Origin of the sequence: Sulfurospirillum diekertiae (genome assembly GCF_002309535.1) — a bacterium.
Lineage (GTDB): Bacteria > Campylobacterota > Campylobacteria > Campylobacterales > Sulfurospirillaceae > Sulfurospirillum > Sulfurospirillum diekertiae.
Genome location: NZ_CP023275.1, coordinates 1,676,745 through 1,691,840, shown reverse-complemented (window position 1 = coordinate 1,691,840; position 15,096 = coordinate 1,676,745). Strand labels below are relative to the sequence as shown.

16 protein-coding genes are annotated in these 15,096 nt (G+C 36.7%); 13 read left to right on the top strand and 3 right to left on the bottom strand.

Features of this window, described 5'->3' with window-relative positions; genetic code table 11:
- Nucleotides 1–27: 27 nt before the first annotated feature.
- The gene (locus SJPD1_RS08770; RefSeq protein WP_096046815.1) at nt 28–450 is read right to left on the bottom strand and encodes a hypothetical protein; all 423 of its coding nucleotides are present in this window, start codon (nt 448–450) and stop codon (nt 28–30) included.
- A 74-nt stretch (nt 451–524) separates the two neighbouring features.
- Here SJPD1_RS08770 and SJPD1_RS08765 point away from each other — a divergent pair, with 74 nt between their 5' ends.
- Nucleotides 525–977: a hypothetical protein gene (locus tag SJPD1_RS08765; protein ID WP_096046814.1), complete on the top strand. Its 453-nt coding sequence runs from the start codon at nt 525–527 to the stop codon at nt 975–977.
- On the opposite strand, the gene rraA is transcribed toward SJPD1_RS08765, so the two are convergent.
- Nucleotides 946–1,425, bottom strand: a complete 480-nt coding sequence (gene rraA, locus SJPD1_RS08760) for a ribonuclease E activity regulator RraA (RefSeq protein WP_096046813.1) — start codon at nt 1,423–1,425, stop codon at nt 946–948. The two genes, SJPD1_RS08765 and rraA, sit on opposite strands and share 32 nt — an antisense overlap.
- A gap of 13 nt (nt 1,426–1,438) precedes the next feature.
- Complete coding sequence (locus SJPD1_RS08755) at nt 1,439–1,798, bottom strand: hypothetical protein (protein ID WP_096046812.1); 360 nt, start codon at nt 1,796–1,798, stop codon at nt 1,439–1,441.
- A gap of 85 nt (nt 1,799–1,883) precedes the next feature.
- Between SJPD1_RS08755 and glmS the strand changes: the two genes are divergently transcribed.
- The 12 genes from glmS (at nt 1,884) to SJPD1_RS08695 (ending at nt 15,096) form a co-directional block, all read left to right on the top strand.
- Nucleotides 1,884–2,288 (top strand): methylaspartate mutase subunit S, encoded by a 405-nt coding sequence (gene glmS, locus SJPD1_RS08750; RefSeq protein WP_096046811.1) that lies wholly within the window; start codon nt 1,884–1,886, stop codon nt 2,286–2,288.
- Nucleotides 2,285–3,649, top strand: coding sequence for a methylaspartate mutase (locus SJPD1_RS08745; RefSeq protein ID WP_096046810.1), 1,365 nt, complete (start codon nt 2,285–2,287; stop codon nt 3,647–3,649). The genes glmS and SJPD1_RS08745 overlap by 4 nt, the downstream gene beginning before the upstream one ends.
- Nucleotides 3,646–4,839 carry a glutamate mutase L gene (locus SJPD1_RS08740; protein ID WP_096046809.1) on the top strand — a complete coding sequence of 398 codons (1,194 nt, stop codon included), beginning with the start codon at nt 3,646–3,648 and terminating at the stop codon, nt 4,837–4,839. Before SJPD1_RS08745 ends, SJPD1_RS08740 begins: the two co-directional genes overlap by 4 nt.
- A 1-nt stretch (nt 4,840) precedes the next feature.
- Nucleotides 4,841–6,415 carry an AMP-binding protein gene (locus SJPD1_RS08735; RefSeq protein WP_096046808.1) on the top strand — a complete coding sequence of 525 codons (1,575 nt, stop codon included), beginning with the start codon at nt 4,841–4,843 and terminating at the stop codon, nt 6,413–6,415.
- Nucleotides 6,416–6,517: 102 nt separating this feature from the next.
- The gene (gene rpmH, locus SJPD1_RS08730; RefSeq protein ID WP_096046807.1) at nt 6,518–6,652 is read left to right on the top strand and encodes a 50S ribosomal protein L34; all 135 of its coding nucleotides are present in this window, start codon (nt 6,518–6,520) and stop codon (nt 6,650–6,652) included.
- Entirely contained in the window at nt 6,640–6,978 is a 339-nt protein-coding gene (gene rnpA / locus SJPD1_RS08725) for a ribonuclease P protein component (RefSeq protein ID WP_096046806.1), read from the top strand. Before rpmH ends, rnpA begins: the two co-directional genes overlap by 13 nt.
- On the top strand, nt 6,975–7,313 hold the full coding sequence (gene yidD, locus SJPD1_RS08720) for a membrane protein insertion efficiency factor YidD (RefSeq protein WP_087438814.1): 339 nt from the start codon (nt 6,975–6,977) through the stop codon (nt 7,311–7,313). The genes rnpA and yidD overlap by 4 nt, the downstream gene beginning before the upstream one ends.
- Before the next feature lie 34 nt (nt 7,314–7,347).
- Nucleotides 7,348–8,913, top strand: coding sequence for a membrane protein insertase YidC (gene yidC / locus SJPD1_RS08715; RefSeq protein WP_245391485.1), 1,566 nt, complete (start codon nt 7,348–7,350; stop codon nt 8,911–8,913).
- Entirely contained in the window at nt 8,910–9,884 is a 975-nt protein-coding gene (locus SJPD1_RS08710; RefSeq protein ID WP_210394350.1) for a Jag N-terminal domain-containing protein, read from the top strand. Before yidC ends, SJPD1_RS08710 begins: the two co-directional genes overlap by 4 nt.
- Nucleotides 9,881–11,218, top strand: coding sequence for a tRNA uridine-5-carboxymethylaminomethyl(34) synthesis GTPase MnmE (gene mnmE, locus SJPD1_RS08705; RefSeq protein ID WP_096046804.1), 1,338 nt, complete (start codon nt 9,881–9,883; stop codon nt 11,216–11,218). Before SJPD1_RS08710 ends, mnmE begins: the two co-directional genes overlap by 4 nt.
- Nucleotides 11,219–11,282: 64 nt before the next feature.
- Nucleotides 11,283–12,455 carry a Na+/H+ antiporter NhaA gene (nhaA, locus tag SJPD1_RS08700; protein WP_096046803.1) on the top strand — a complete coding sequence of 391 codons (1,173 nt, stop codon included), beginning with the start codon at nt 11,283–11,285 and terminating at the stop codon, nt 12,453–12,455.
- Between the two features lie 67 nt (nt 12,456–12,522).
- The gene (locus tag SJPD1_RS08695) at nt 12,523–15,096 is read left to right on the top strand and encodes an EAL domain-containing protein (RefSeq protein WP_096046802.1); all 2,574 of its coding nucleotides are present in this window, start codon (nt 12,523–12,525) and stop codon (nt 15,094–15,096) included.

The following is a 15,096-nucleotide window of genomic DNA, read 5'->3' as shown; positions in this document are numbered from 1 at the left end:
CATGTAAATCTTTTTACATGTAAGAAGTTACTGACAGTCTTTTTCTTGAATCGAAAATTTAAACAGTTCTGCGTTATTCATATCGTAAAAAACATAGATAAAAACAGCCCCTTTTTTGAGCAATGAGCGTGTCTCATAATCGCTACATAAATAACTTTTATTGTTGTCAAAGGTTGTTTTAATGAGTGTGCCTTTATCGGCTTTCAGAATTGTTTTGACGTGTTCATTAGCGGAATTGATGCGGTTTCGGTATTCAATGGCATTGTTGACACTGACAATGTCTACGAGGGTTGTGTAGTCATCTAACATCATAGGCAGATGTTCTTTCGTGCCATCTTTGATAATGGAAAGAATTTTTGGGATATCTTCTTCTTTTATTTCATCTAAGTCGCTTGAATCTTCGGCAATGAGTCTCGAAATAAGTGCTAAAATAATCAATAATTTTTTCATATCATTCCTTTGTCGGAATTTTACAATAAAATCATTAAGTTAGATGCCAATTTTTGAAAGGAAATGCAAATTTTATGAGTTATTTAGAGTGGTTTGAAACACATGCTAACAAACATCATCGCATTGTTCAAAAATTGGGTGCACAAAAGTATACAAAAGAGATGATAATTGATTATTTTCTTTTCGATAATATGGTTGAAAAAGAACCTGATTTTTGCCTTTTGTATGCTACCAAACAAAAATGTCATCCTCTTAAAGAACTCAATTGTTATTTATGTGCTTGTCCGAATTTTCGCTTTAATGATGAAGGATTGAGTGTCGAAAAAAACATTACATGTAAAAGTCAATGTTCAATTCATTCCAAAAAAAGTGGGGTGTTTGTATATGAAAATGTGAGCCATTTAGATTGTTCAGCATGCAGTGTCCCTCACACCAAAGCTTACATAAACAAACACTTTGATGTGGAGTGGAAAAAGATAATGCAAAAATGTTTGGTTACATCTCCAAAGGCAGAGAACTCACAATAATACCATCACGATCTGCATAAAGATAATCGCCTTCGTTAAAGCTAATTCCCCCGAAATTTACCGTTACATGTAAAAATCCTTCACTTACTTCCATCGTCTTTTTGGGACAGGTTCCGAGGGCAAAAAGTCCTACGTCAATCTCTTTGGTATTTTTAGTATCACGCACATAACCGTTGATCACAATTCCAGCCCAATTATTTTCATAAGCAAATTTCATAAGGTTGTCCCCGACAACGGCTGTATAGTTTGCATCAACATCTACCACAGCAATTTGGCCATAACCTTCGCTTTTAAGTAGTTCAATGAGTGTTTTGTTACTGCCTGAAAGTTTGACCGTAACAATTTGCCCCATCATACGCTTAGCACCACCGTACGATTTCATAATAGGTTCAAGCACTTGGGTGTATTCTGGAAATTTATCGCAAAGATCTGCCGTGTAAAATTTCATAGTGACTCCTTGTTTATTTAAATAGGTGTATTAAATTTTGTTGATTGGAAATAATCGATTGTTTAGGTGTGGTAAAATCCACTTTTTCCTTATGACATGTTCCACAGGTTTTGAGCTCTTGATGGGCATTCACATCTTTTTGAGCATAGACTTTCTCTTGTGAATGGCAATCAAAACAATCTCTGCCGCATTGACCATTTTTTGATGGCTGATTGTGACAGGTGATGCATTCATTTAAAATGGCATGATTTTGGTCGTTGATGTAAGGTCTAAGCTTAGAATGACACTCCAAACAACTTCCTCCACAGGCAACTAACAAGCTCTGTAAGCTCATAACGAGAAGAATAAGAAACAAAAAGGCTTTTTTTGACATGGACCCACTTTAGAAAATTTGTGTTAATTATACCTTTACAAAGGTTAAGATAGAATGCAACATTATTAAATTTTTAGGTCAGTCCATGAAAGTAGTTACAGGTGTAGTGGGTAATGACATCCATGTGGTCGCAAACAGACTCATCGATATATCATTGCAAGCGAGAGGTTTTGAGGTGTTTAACCTAGGGGTCAATACCTCTTTGGAAGAGTTTATTGACGCTGTTGTTGAAACAGATGCAGATATTCTACTGATCTCTTCCCTTAATGGCGAAGCGGAGGGGTGGTGTCGTGACTTGCAATTTTTGCGCTCCGAATATGATCTCAAAGAGGTTGTTTTTGTGATCGGTGGCAATTTAGCGGTGGGTGAAGCTGCTCAAAGCGACATTATTCCCAAATATAAATCGTATGGGTTTGACCTTGTCTTTCATCAAATTGATCTCAATACGGGACTTGATGAAATCGAGCGATTTGTAAAGGAGCGCGCATGAGTTTACTCCAAAAAGAGCGCGATGTCATCACTCGTAACGAGTATGCCGATAATTTTGATTTTGATGAGATTGAAGATTTTATTCGCAATGCGAACAAAGAGATGTTTATTTCCCATCATTTTAAAAAACGTGACCGTCTTTTGGTTCAACCTCGTGGCGGTTTTCCGACCTATAAAAAGATGTTTGAACTCTATGAAGAATTTATGAAAGCGGACATCGATGTTCTGCCGCTTACCATCGATAGTAACACGAGACTTAATGACTACGCGATGGCACAAAAGATGCTCACTCTTTCGGAAGAAAACGAGATGGATATGCTCAACGGTTATCCGCTAGTCAATCACGGCTATCGTACCACACGTAAAATGATGACCCATTTTAATAAACCTGTCAGCCTTCGCCATGGAACACCCGATGCGAGGCTTTTGGTGGAAACGGCATTGGCTTCAGGCATTTTTGAAATCGAAGGTGGTCCGATTACCTATATGCTCCCGTATTCCAAAAATTTCCCTCTTGATAAAGCCTTTTTATACTGGAAATATGTCGATAAAGTATGCGCGTTGTACTCAACGCTCAATGAGCCCATAAACCGCGAATCCTTTGGACCGTTGACTGCGACACTCGTTCCGCCGTGTATTGTCATCGTCATTCAGCTCATCGAGATGCTTCTCTCTATTGAAGAAGGTGTGAAATCTTTTTCAGTCAGTTTTTCTCAAAATGGCTCAATGATGCAAGATATTGTTACGTCGCATGTTTTGAAAAAACTGGCACGTGAATATGCCGATATGTTTGGTGGAAGTGATGCTATCATCAACCTTGTTTATCATCAATGGATGGGTGCGTTTCCACGTGATAAAAACCTCTCTGACTCACTGATCAATACCAATACGGTCATCGCTGCGATGGTACGAGCCGATAAAATCATCATCAAAACTCGTGATGAAGCTTTTGGCATTCCCACTATGCAGTGCAACGCCCAATCGGTTGCCAATACCAAATACACGCTTCGCACGCTTAAAGGACTGCCCGTCGTACATGACGCAGAAGAAGAAGAGAACTTGGAACTAGAAGTGCGAGCTATCATGGACGCGGTTTTTAACGACCCTGCCGATACGTTGTGGCGCAAAGTGTTCAATACGATTAAAAATGGTTTGATTGATGTCCCTTTCTCACCGCACATTATCAATCACAATGAAGTCATAACGATTCGTGATGAGTCTGGCAATATTCGCATTATTGAAAAAGGCAAACTTCCACTACCTGATCGCTGTTTTGCCTATGAAAAATCAAAAGTAAATCTGCCTGAGAGCAAAACCGAAGTCATCAATAAAATTATTCACGATATAGGGGCAATGCTATGAGTAAACTTCTGATCGATGTAGGAAGTACCTACTTTAAAGTCTGCCAAGAAAGCGGAATCAGTCAGTATTTTAGGGATTTTAAGAAAGATATCTATGATGATTTGATCACCAAATGCGGCAATATTTTTGCAAATTATACAAAAGAGGATATTTTTATCTGTTCTTCGGCAAATGGCGGGTTAAGCACGCTGATTATTGGGCTGACTAATTCTTTTAGTTTGAAGTTTGCCAAAAATATAGCGTTTAATTCAGGCATTAACATCATCGATACGATTTTGTACAGTAAAATTGAAGAGAGTAAGGCACCTAGTGAACTCATTGATGTGGTTATTATTGTCGGTGGAATTGATGGTATTGGCAACGTGTTTGATGAAAAACTATTTGATTACCTCCAAAATGTGCAGTATAGCAATATTGTCTATGTGGGTACTAAACAAGATGCGTCATTGCTAAGCAAACAAATTCCTCAGCTAAAAGTGCTTGGAAATATCATTACTGATAAATTACATGTAAACGGTGGTGAGCTGAAAGAGTACTTGACAAATCTTTATCAAGCGGACATTGTGGGTAAAGAAGACATCAAACATCTCTATGAAATTACGGCGAATCAAATCTATTCAACGCCGTACATTGTCAATCGCTCTTTACCATTCATTGATGCAAATTTTGAAGTGGTCAATCCCTTCATTGTGGTGGATATTGGAGGTGCTACGACAGATATCCATTACAGTCGCGATTTAGTGCGCGATAACATTGTGAGTGAAAGTGGTTATGATCGTTTGGTTTTTAAAAAATTGGGTGTCTTTAAGTCACGCGAAACGCTTATTTTTGCAGCGAAAAACAATGAATTTGTGTATGAGTTGTTAGCGTATCTGAATGTGACAGAGAATATCTTGGAAGAGGAGAGTGAGAAGGCTTTACGTATTTTGATGCAACTCTCCATCTTTTTGGTACTTTACAAAGTTTCAAGACTGCATCCTTTGTATATAACACTGCAGTTAGAACTTCTAAAAACGATTGTTTTAACGGGAGGCATTACCAAGGTGCTCTCCTATGAAGAGGTCGAGACTATTATGCAGTTTTTCTATAAAAAAGTAATGAATTTACATGCTATTCCCAATATCGTCATGGATTATAATTATGCAATCTGGACGTTAGGAATGGAAAACAATACTGATATAAGGAGTTAATATGTCTATTAATTGTATTCGTGCACTCATTGAAAAAGCTGCTGTAACATGCCCTGATAAAGTGGCTATCATTGATGGTGCTAAAAAATTAACCTATGCTGATCTGTTTCGTAAGGTCAATCAAATAGCACGTTACTTGAGTGAGCTTGCACTTCCAAGTGGTTCACGTATCGGTATTTATTCTCATAAAAGCAGCGAGCAAATTATTGCGATTTTAGCACTTCTCTCAACAGAGCATATTTTTGTTCCTATTTCACGTCTATTGAAACCTGAGCAAGTAGAACATATTATCAATGATTGCAGTATTACTTGTATTATTACCGATAAATCAAAGATTAAAAGTATTGATGAGATTAATTTTCAAGGCAAAATTATCACCTATGAAGCGAGTGAGCGTAACATTGTCTCCTTTGAAGAGATCTATAAATGTTGCAGTGATATTTTTACATGTAATATTGGTGACTATAAAAATGCGGCGATCACCTATAGCTTTGGACTGACGGGTTTCCCTCGTGGTATTGTTATCACGCACCGCAATCTGATCGACAGTGCCAGAGTTGCTTCAAATTATCTTGAACTTAAAGAGAGTGATGTACTGTCTGGAACATTGCCTTTTATTTTGGATTACGGCCTTAATCAGCTTTTTTGCTCCATTTACAACCATGCAACGTTGGCGCTACACTCCTTAGCGCTTCCAGCAGATTTTTTTAATCACCTTATTAATGATAATGTCACAGTTTTACCGATTATGCCTCCGCATATTACGCAGATGTTTGAAAGTGATCCTAAGCGAATTCCCAATGCAAAGCTTTTGGGCAATGTGCGTATTGTCACCTCCTCAGGTGGAAAAATTACCCCTAAGATGATTGCGGATATTGAAGAGCGTTACCCCAATGCTAAGTTTTATTCGATGCATGGTCTTACCGAAGCCTTTCGCTCAACGTACCTTGACCCAGCACAACTTAAAATCCGTCCTAATTCCATTGGAAAGCCAATTCCTGGTGTGGAGATTCATGTTATCAATGAGCAAGGTTTTGAGTGTCAACCACGTGAAATTGGTGAATTGATCCATCGTGGTGGCTACATTTACAAAGGCTATTGGAAATCAAAAGAAGATACGCAAAAACGGTATAAAAGCATTGCAATCTTAGACAAGGTGGTCAATTTAGAAGGTGATCTGACCGATGAAATTGTCGTCGCAAGTGGCGATTTTGTGTATAGAGATGAAGAGGGCTATCTCTACTTTGTTTCACGCAAGGATGATATGATTAAAGTCAGTGGTTTTAGAATCAGTCCTTATGAAATTGAGAGCGTTGTTCACGATAAATTGCCTCAAATCAGCCAATGTGCTGTTTTTTCCATCGAAAATGAAAAAACAGAAGAAGAGATTGTGATGGTCTACAGTGCATCACGTGAAATGTCTAAAAATGAGATTTTATTTGAGCTTAAAAAACATCTCCCAAATCACATGATTCCTTCCATTGTTGTCTATAAAGAAAAGCTTCCACAAACCAGTCTAAGTGAAGCTAAAATTGACAAGGAAGCTTTGAAAAAAATGGTTATGGAATTGCACTAAAGGCTTACATGTAAAGCGATGCTTAATCGAAGCTCATGCAATTTTAAGTAAAGCTAAGGTAAAATCCGTACCTTAAATTATTTTTTATTAAAGGAAATTTTGATGAAAAGAACGTATCAGCCACATAGTATCCCTAAAAAGCGTACACATGGTTTCAGACTTAGAATGAAAACTAAGGGTGGGCGTAAAGTTATTGCAGCACGTCGTGCTAAAGGTAGAAGCAGATTGGCCGCTTAAAAGATTATGAAACTCTCAAGGCGACGAGAGAGTATTCATACGTTTATAACCATGCAAAAAAATGGCATTATGAAGGTGCCTTAGTCTTTTACAATAACGATACAGCAAAAAGAGTTGGCTTTACGGCAAGTAAAAAAGTCGGTAATGCTATCAAGCGAAATTTAGCCAAAAGACGATTTAGGGCTATATTTTTAGAAATTCAACACACTTTACATGATGGCGTGTATGTTTTTGTAGCAAAAGAGAAGATTAATCACATATCGTATGATGCTTTGAAAAAAGGGATTATATGGTCTTTGAAAAAATTAAACTGTGTTAAAGAATGAAGTCTTTAGCATTGTTGTTGATAAAGCTTTATCAGAAGTTTTTTACACTGATTGGCTATGGAAGTTGTAGGTATTATCCGACATGTTCGCAATATGCCAAAGAGCAGCTTCTACACAATAGTTTTTTAAAAGCTATCTTTTACAGTTTTATACGCATTTTGAGATGCAATCAGCTTTTTGCTGGAGGAATCGACTATCCAGTCGTGACTAAAAAATTTGTGTCTCCTCTTCCTCTTTCTCTCAAGCAACCATGCACTCATCGTATCACTTTTTGGTTTGTACCAAAAGATATGCAAAGTTTTTACGTGGTAAAATCTTTTAAAACAACGAAATAAAGGGAATCTCGTGACAGATAAACTCACTCCTCAGATGCGCATTATTATTGCCACTGTATTATCATTTTTATTTTTTGCTCTGTATGATCATTTTTTTATCCCCAAAAATCCTCCGCTTACTGAAACCACAACACTTGAACAAAATGCAACGCCATCCACAACTGCCAGTGCACCTGCTGACGTAAAGTCTGCGAGTAGCGTAGATGTTGCTGGAGCTCCTAAGAGTTCATCCAATGTAGGTGAAATTATTGCAACAATTAAAGCGGCTGGCTACGAAGTTCAGATCGACAGACTTGGCAGAATTGCAAAGTTTTATCTAGAAGAGGGCAAATATAAAGACGACAAGGGTGAGCGTTTTCAGCTTATCGATGCTTCTCAATCTCTTTTACCCCTTGAAATTCGATTTAGTGATAAAGCCATTAATGAAGATGCATTTGTTATGTCGTACAGCGCTGACAAAGATAAAATTGATGTTAGTGAAAATGGGAGTAGTGTTGTTTTAACACAGACCCTCAGCAGTGTTGTTGTTACCAAAACAATTACTTTTTTCCCTTCAGGCAAATATGATTTACATGTAAAGCTTTCATCTCCTTATGAATACTTCCTCTCTCCCGGTGTTAGACCAAACATGGCAGTTGACAGTTATACCTTTCATGGAGTGTTGATTAAAAAATCTGATGGTAGCATTAAAACGATTGCAGATGGTGATGCTAAAAGTGATGATCACTTCGCAAATGCAAAAATTGTAGCAGGGGCCGATAAATACTACACGACATTTTTTTATGAACTTGATAAAGGCTTAGAGAGTGTTGTTTCTGTTGGTCAAAATAAAAATCCACTTTTATTTGTTAAAGGTGAAGAAGATTTTAAACTCAGCGGTTACATCGGACCTAAAGAGCATGTTAAACTCAAAGCGATTAGTCCTGAACTTACAGATGTTATTGAATACGGTTTCTTTACGTTTATTTCTAAACCACTTTTTGCACTTCTTGCCTTTTTGCATGGTATTTTTGGTAACTGGGGTTGGGCGATTGTTGCTATGACCATTACCGTTCGTTTAGTGCTTTATCCTTTAACCTATAAAGGTATGGTCTCTATGAATAAGCTTAAAGAGCTTGCACCAAAAGTGAAAGAGTTGCAGAAAAAATATGCTGATGATAAGCAAAAGCTCAATACGCATATGATGGAACTTTACAAGAAAAATGGTGCAAATCCAATGGGCGGATGTTTGCCAATTATTTTGCAAATTCCTGTTTTCTTTGCCGTATATCGTGTTCTTCAAAATGCCATTGAGCTTAAAGGGGCACCTTGGATTTTCTGGGTACATGACTTAGCGATTAAAGATCCTTATTTTATTCTTCCAGTGCTTATGGGTATCACGATGTTTTTACATCAACGCATTACGCCAACCACCTTTACTGATCCAATGCAAGAGAAAATTATGAAGTTTTTACCACTTATCTTTACTTTTTTCTTTGTAACTTTCCCGGCAGGTTTAACACTTTACTGGTTTACCAACAACGTAGCATCTATCGTACAACAGTTTTATGTCAATAAACTTTTCGCAAAAAAACATGAAGAGCAAAAGGTCGAGAAATGATCAAAGTAGAAGCAGCAACACTTCAAGAAGCTTACTCTAAAGCTGCAAGTGAGTTGTCTTGTTCGGTCGTAGATTTAGATATTAATATTGTTCAAAATGGCTCAAGTGGATTTCTTGGGCTTTTTAAAAAAAGTGCCATTATTGAAGTGCAACGTAAAGGCACTAAGCCGGTGAGAGAAGAACGCGATCGTAAAGAATTTGTTCCTCCACGTAAAGAAGAGAGTAGTAACAATAACGAAGCCGATTCCTCTTTTAATGATGAGAGAAGAGACCGTAATAGACGTAATAAAAATAGACGTAATAAAGGCAAAAAAGAGTTTCCAAGAAGTGAGTCTGGGGAGAAAAAAGTTGAACCAGAAACGGCTATTGTTGTTCCATTAAAAGAGACAACGGCTCTTATTATCGAGTCTAAAATTGAAGTTGCCAAAACGTCTGTAAAAGAGCCAAGACATACGATAGTTTCTACTGCAATTGACCAAAATTTTCATCATGAAAAACGAGAAATTAATGATGTAATTGATGAAGTTCGTATGCAGATTAAAAACCTTTTCAAATACAGTTGTTTTACACTTGAAAGTCCTATTATTTCAAAATACAGTGATGATACAATCTTGATTGAATTCAGTGGTGAAGACGCAGCATTACTCATTGGTAAAGAAGGGTATCGCTATAAAGCTCTCTCTTATTTGCTCTATAACTGGATCAATCTTAAATATGGTCTAAATATCCGTCTTGAAATTGCAGAATTTTTGAAGAATCAAGAAGAAATGATTGATAAATACCTCGCCCCAGTTATTGAGCGTATTCGAAACAGTGGCAAAGGCCAAACAAAAATTTTAGATGGTGTTCTCATTAAAATTGCCCTTGAAGCACTTCGCGCCCAGTTTCCTGAAAAATATGTCGGTATTAAATCCGGCAAAGACGGTGGTAAATTTATCGTAGTCAATGATTTTAATAGGAAAACCGCATAGATACTATTGCTGCTATTGCCACAAGTGCAGGGGTTGGTTCCATCGCGATTGTTCGTGTCAGTGGTCCCGATGCCCTTGCTTTGGCTCAAAAACTTTCTCACAAAAGAACCTTTGATCTACGTCTTGCCACACTCACATTTTTATACGATGCACACGACGATGCGATTGATCAGGCCATTGTGATCTATTTTAAAGCACCTCACAGCTTTACTGCTGAAGATGTAGTTGAATTTCAATGCCATGGAGGCAGTATTGTTGCAGGGATTGTTTTAGAAGCGCTCATTTATCATGGCGCACGATTGGCCAATCCAGGCGAATTTTCGAAACGCGCTTTTTTAAATGGCAGAATTGATCTTTCTGAAGCAGAAGCCATTGCGGCATTGATCGAAACGAAAAGTGTGGATGCTGCTAAAATGCTTACCCGCCAACTCAAAGGTGAACTTCGAGATTTTGTTTTACATGTAAGAGAGTTATTGATTGAAATTCTTGCATTTGTTGAAGTAAATATTGACTATGCCGAAGAAGATTTACCTCTGAATATGATCGAAAATATCAGAGCAAAGTTAGATATACTCGCTAAAGAGCTTTTGAAAACTTATGAGAGTAGTAAGCGCCGACAAGGATTGATACAAGGCTTTAAGATCGCCATTGTAGGCAAACCTAATGTAGGCAAAAGCTCACTGCTGAATACCCTTCTTAGTTATGATCGTGCCATTATTAGTGATATCGCCGGGACAACACGTGATACGATTGAAGAAGAACTGCGCATTGGTACACATTTAGTACGTATTGTAGATACTGCAGGCATCAGACAAGCCCATGACGTGATTGAAAAAATAGGCATTGAACGTTCCATCGCAGCGATTGAAGAATCCGAGATTGTCATTGCTCTGTTTGATAATAGTATGCCCTGTGATAACGAAGATAAAGAGATATTAACATTACTTCAAAACTATGCAGAGTCAAAACAAATTTTAACGGTCCTCAATAAAATTGATTTGCCAAACCAATTTGATACTCAACATTTAGGATCAAATTTTATAGCACTTTCATGTCAAAATGACAGTTATGAGCTTACTCAAAAACTCGAAATACTTTTAGATCAAACAACAATCGATGACAGTATTATGCTTACATCTGCACGCCAAATTGAAGCTGTTAAAAAAGCCTATGAAAATGTTCTAAACTCTTACAAATTGCTTGGAGAAGGGGAGCTTGAGCTCTTTGCTTTTCATATCAATGAAGCCATTCATAGTATATCATCGATCACAACTGCCTTTGAACGTGATGAGATTTTGGAGAAGATGTTTAGCAGTTTTTGCCTTGGTAAATAAGCAGTATTTATAAACTATTTACCTCAATATGTTAGTATAAAAATACTATCAGAAAGGGGATTTTATGTTTACAACGATAGAAGAGTTCATTAAAAAAGAGTCTTCTTTGGGAGTTATTTTAATCATCGTAACACTTCTTGCTCTTTTGTGTCAAAATAGCTTTTTAACAGATTTTTATACGCATTTTCTTCATACGCCTGTTCAAATTAGCATAGGTTCTTTGGGTCTTGCTAAACCATTATTACTATGGGTCAATGATGGATTGATGGCTATTTTCTTTTTTCTTGTTGGGCTTGAAATTAAGCGAGAAGTTCTTGAAGGTGAGCTTTCTTCCAAGAGTCAAATAGCATTACCAGCTATTGCCGCTTTTGGCGGTATGGTCATGCCTGCCCTTATTTTTACTTTTTTTAATCATACAGATTCTTTTTCTATGAAAGGTTGGGCAATTCCTACAGCGACTGATATTGCTTTTGCCTTAGGGATTCTTTCACTTTTGGGCTCTCGTATTCCCTCATCACTAAAGATTTTTTTAATGGCTTTGGCTATTATTGATGATCTTGGAGCCATTGTTATCATTGCATTATTTTATACCAGCAATTTATCATTAGTATCCATTATTGTAGCTTTATGTGCTATTATTATATTAGCTATGATGAATTACCTACGCGTTGTCAAAAAAGCCGCATATATTTTAATTGGGGTTGTTTTGTGGGTGAGTGTATTAAAATCAGGTGTTCATGCAACCATTGCAGGTGTTTTACTTGCTTTTTGTATTCCTCTTTATTCTCAGACTAAAGAGGGTAAACGCTTTTCAATGCTCAAGGAGATGGAACATAGTCTTCACTCTTGGGTCGCTTTTATTATTCTTCCACTGTTTGCTTTTGTGAACGCTGGGGTTGATCTTAAAGATGTGTCTCTGAATGCACTTTTTTCAGATGTTTCCTTAGGTATTATGCTTGGTCTTTTTTTAGGTAAGCAGTTAGGTGTTTTTGGTTTGAGTGTTTTAGCCATTAAATGTGGATTAGCATCTTTACCAAGTGGAAGTAGTTATAAACAGCTTTATGGTGTTGCAATTCTTACAGGTATTGGTTTTACCATGAGCCTTTTTGTCAATACGTTAGCCTATAATGATACGGATTTGTTTCATTATTCGGATAAATTAGCGATTTTGTTGGGCTCTTTTCTCTCTGGGCTCATTGGATATTTATTTTTAAAAAGTATTCCCAAATCTTTATAACACCAATCTAAGTTATAATTGATTACAATCTTTGACTGACTCTGAACATTAAAAAAGGAGCCGCTAAGTGAGACAACTTAATTTAACTAAACGCCTTTTTTGGATAGTGGCTTTTTTAGTTTTATGTGCCAATGCCTTTGTCATCACTTATTTATATCAGCAAGCCGAAGATCTAGCAAAAATTCGTGCCTATTCTAAAGCCAAGACACTTCAAGACTACTTTATGGCAATGCGTCTAGTCTATCATCAGCAATTTTTAGAGAGTGGCATTGATCTCAATGACTCTACAATAGGTTTCCTTCCCGCTCATGCTTCAACCCATATCAGTGATGAGTTTTTGAAGCGTTCTATGCAAGGAATTACGATTCACAATGTTTCTGATCGTCCACGCAATCCCGTTAATCAAGCCGATGATCTCGAAATGAAGGCAATTACGTACTTTAACCAAAACCCTGATCAAAATGAAACAATTGAACTGGTTAACAAAGGGGGAAAAGAGTTTTTCTTTTTTGCTTCTCCTTTGCGTATACAGGCATATTGTTTAGTTTGCCATGGAGAAAAAAATGAAGTTTTACCTTATATTGCTAAACGTTATAATAATGCATATGGCTATAAATTAGGTGAAGTACGAGGTTTAACCAGCATTAAAATTCCTAAAAAGACTTTATTTGATGATGTCATAGGGCTTTTTTGGAAAGAAACCATATTTAGCTCAATGGTGGTGATTGGTTTATTGGTTTTAATGTATATGGCAATTAAAGAGTTGACTAAGCGTGATGTTGAACAGAAAAAAGAACTTGAAACATTAGTGTTGCAGCGAACTAAAATGCTTACTCAAAAAAGTATTGAGCTTGAAAAATCGTATGCTCAACAAAAACACCTTTACGCAGTTCTTCGTACGGTTGCTGATAGTAATCAAATTTTAATTACGACTCAAACATTAGAAGAGTTGTTATCTGAAACAGCGAAATGTCTTTTTGCAAATAAATCTTTTGCCCATGTCAAGATTTCACTCTATGAAAATGGAGCTTTACATGTAAAAGAGTCTTTTGGTTTTGATGAAGAACACGATATCAATCCAATCGAAAAAGAAATTTTTGCACAAGGAGGATTTCGTATTCTTACTCCTACGAGTGAAAATTTACCTCATAGTTGTCAACTAACAATAGTACGCTATAACGTAAGTGAAGCTTATATTACAGTACTTCAAAGTGACAAATTTGCACAAAAATCGTTAGGTGTTATGAGTATTTGTACAACGATGCCAGAAGGTTTTAGTATTGAAGAACGTGCTATGATTGAAGAGTTAGCGGGAGATATCGGTTTTGCAATTAATTCATTTTTGCAAAAAGAGAATATCTTAAAACTTTCATATTATGATTCTTTAACGAATCTTGCCAATAAAATCCTACTAACAGAACAGATTAAACTTTGTATTAGTACCAACAAGCATAAACAAACTTATGGTGCATTACTTTTTATGGATCTGGATAATTTTAAATCTATTAATGATCTCAAAGGGCATACTGCCGGAGATAAATTGTTGATAATGATGGCACGCCGCCTTGAAAACTTTACCAAAGAGCATGATATTGTTGCTAGATTTGGGGGTGATGAATTTGCTCTTTTATTGCCAAATCTTGCAAATAGTATCGAAGAAGCTGCCAAAATAGCTGAACATACTGCAATGCAAATTCTACTTGCAACGAAAGAGCCTTTTTTGATTGATGCCTATCTTTGTTACATTACCGTAAGCATTGGCATTAGTCTTTTTGATGGAGATGAGGACGCCGCGACATTATTAAGTCATGCTGATAGCGCAATGTATACTGCAAAGACGGATGGTCGTAACACCATTCGTTTTTTTGATCCACGTATTCAAAAAATAATGGAAGAAAAATCTTCGATGTTGCAACACCTTCGAGATGCAATTGATTCTGAACAATTTGTTTTATTTTACCAACCACAAGTTGATATTCATGCAAATATAACAGGTGTTGAAGCTCTGATACGTCTCAAGACAGTCAATGGTGAGTTGATTTCTCCTATGCAGTTTATTCCTTTATGTGAAGAATCTGGCTTGATTATTCCTTTAGGTGATTGGGTTTTAAAAGAGGCTATGGCGCAAGTAAAATATTGGCAAAACGATGTCAAAAAATCGACATGGCGTGTTTCGATTAATGTAAGCACAAAACAGTTTGAGCGTGAAGATTTTGTAGAAATTGTTCATAATACACTAGCATTAATTCAGATCAATCCGTCATTAATTCGTTTAGAATTGACAGAAAGTCTTTTGATTCGAGATAGTGCTAAAGCATTGGCAAAGATTCGTGAGTTAAAAATGTTAGGAGTTTCTCTGTCCGTTGACGATTTTGGGACAGGGTATTCTAGTTTGCAGTATTTGAAGCATTTAAATGTTGATGAACTAAAAATTGATCAATCTTTTGTACGAGATTTTATCCTCAATAGAAGTGATGCTTTGATTGTCGAGACCATTATCTCTATTGGTAAAAGTTTCAATATGGAAGTTATTGCGGAGGGTGTTGAAACCAAAGAACAGTTTGAACGGCTCAAAGAGATGGGATGTCACTTCTTTCAAGGCTATTTCTTTGGGAAACCAGCAGCTTCTGATGCGATTTAA

Bases quoted from the DNA above. Each gene is read 5' to 3' on its own strand.
- SJPD1_RS08740 (WP_096046809.1), top strand. From the start codon at position 3,646: ATGAGTAAACTTCTGATCGATGTAGGAAGTACCTACTTTAAAGTCTGC.
- SJPD1_RS08745 (WP_096046810.1), top strand. From the start codon at position 2,285: ATGAGTTTACTCCAAAAAGAGCGCGATGTCATCACTCGTAACGAGTAT.
- SJPD1_RS08710 (WP_210394350.1), top strand. From the start codon at position 8,910: ATGATCAAAGTAGAAGCAGCAACACTTCAAGAAGCTTACTCTAAAGCT.
- rraA (WP_096046813.1), bottom strand. From the start codon at position 1,425: ATGAAATTTTACACGGCAGATCTTTGCGATAAATTTCCAGAATACACC.
- SJPD1_RS08770 (WP_096046815.1), bottom strand. From the start codon at position 450: ATGAAAAAATTATTGATTATTTTAGCACTTATTTCGAGACTCATTGCC.
- nhaA (WP_096046803.1), top strand. From the start codon at position 11,283: ATGTTTACAACGATAGAAGAGTTCATTAAAAAAGAGTCTTCTTTGGGA.
- SJPD1_RS08735 (WP_096046808.1), top strand. From the start codon at position 4,841: ATGTCTATTAATTGTATTCGTGCACTCATTGAAAAAGCTGCTGTAACA.
- rpmH (WP_096046807.1), top strand. From the start codon at position 6,518: ATGAAAAGAACGTATCAGCCACATAGTATCCCTAAAAAGCGTACACAT.
- SJPD1_RS08755 (WP_096046812.1), bottom strand. From the start codon at position 1,798: ATGTCAAAAAAAGCCTTTTTGTTTCTTATTCTTCTCGTTATGAGCTTA.
- SJPD1_RS08765 (WP_096046814.1), top strand. From the start codon at position 525: ATGAGTTATTTAGAGTGGTTTGAAACACATGCTAACAAACATCATCGC.
- yidD (WP_087438814.1), top strand. From the start codon at position 6,975: ATGAAGTCTTTAGCATTGTTGTTGATAAAGCTTTATCAGAAGTTTTTT.
- glmS (WP_096046811.1), top strand. From the start codon at position 1,884: ATGAAAGTAGTTACAGGTGTAGTGGGTAATGACATCCATGTGGTCGCA.
- yidC (WP_245391485.1), top strand. From the start codon at position 7,348: ATGCGCATTATTATTGCCACTGTATTATCATTTTTATTTTTTGCTCTG.